The 658-nt window shown below is 55.3% G+C and carries 1 protein-coding gene; it reads right to left on the reverse strand.

Features of this window, described 5'->3' with window-relative positions; genetic code table 11:
• The coding region (locus ACRD64_RS25240) for a hypothetical protein (protein ID WP_430937420.1) at window positions 1–658 on the reverse strand (658 nt) is incomplete at both ends.

Here is a 658-nt window from a genome sequence, read left to right on the forward strand (position 1 = left end):
CCGTAATCCACATTGGCGTCACTTACCGTGTATGAGCTGTTTTCGCAAACCGCGGCATTACTTCCGGCATCCGCAACCACCTGGTTGGCCACCGTGATATTCATTTGATCGACGGCAGGACTGCAGCCGGAGTTCCCGTCGGCCGTTAACGTTAAGGTTACGGTATTACCTGCGTCCGATGCATCGGGGGTATAGGTCGGTGTCAGTGTGGCAACATCTGCCAGGCTTCCGTTGCCGTCGTGGCTCCAGCTATAGGTTCCGTTGCCGTAATCCACATTGGCGTCACTTACCGTGTATGAGCTGTTTTCGCAAACCGCGGCATTACTTCCGGCATCCGCAACCACCTGGTTGGCCACCGTGATATTCATTTGATCGACGGCAGGACTGCAGCCGGAGTTCCCGTCGGCCGTTAGCGTTAAGGTTACGGTATTACCTGCGTCCGATGCATCGGGGGTATAGGTCGGTGTCAGTGTGGCAACATCTGCCAGGCTTCCGTTGCCGTCGTGGCTCCAGCTGTAAGTTCCGTTGCCGTAATCCACATTGGCGTCACTTACCGTGTATGAGCTGTTTTCGCAAACCGCGGCATTACTTCCGGCATCGGCAACTACCTGGTTGGTTACGGTGATATTCATTTGATCGGCTGACTGTGCACAGTCCG

The sequence above is a fragment of the Saccharicrinis sp. 156 genome (assembly GCF_050589685.1).
Classification (GTDB): domain Bacteria; phylum Bacteroidota; class Bacteroidia; order Bacteroidales; family Marinilabiliaceae; genus Saccharicrinis.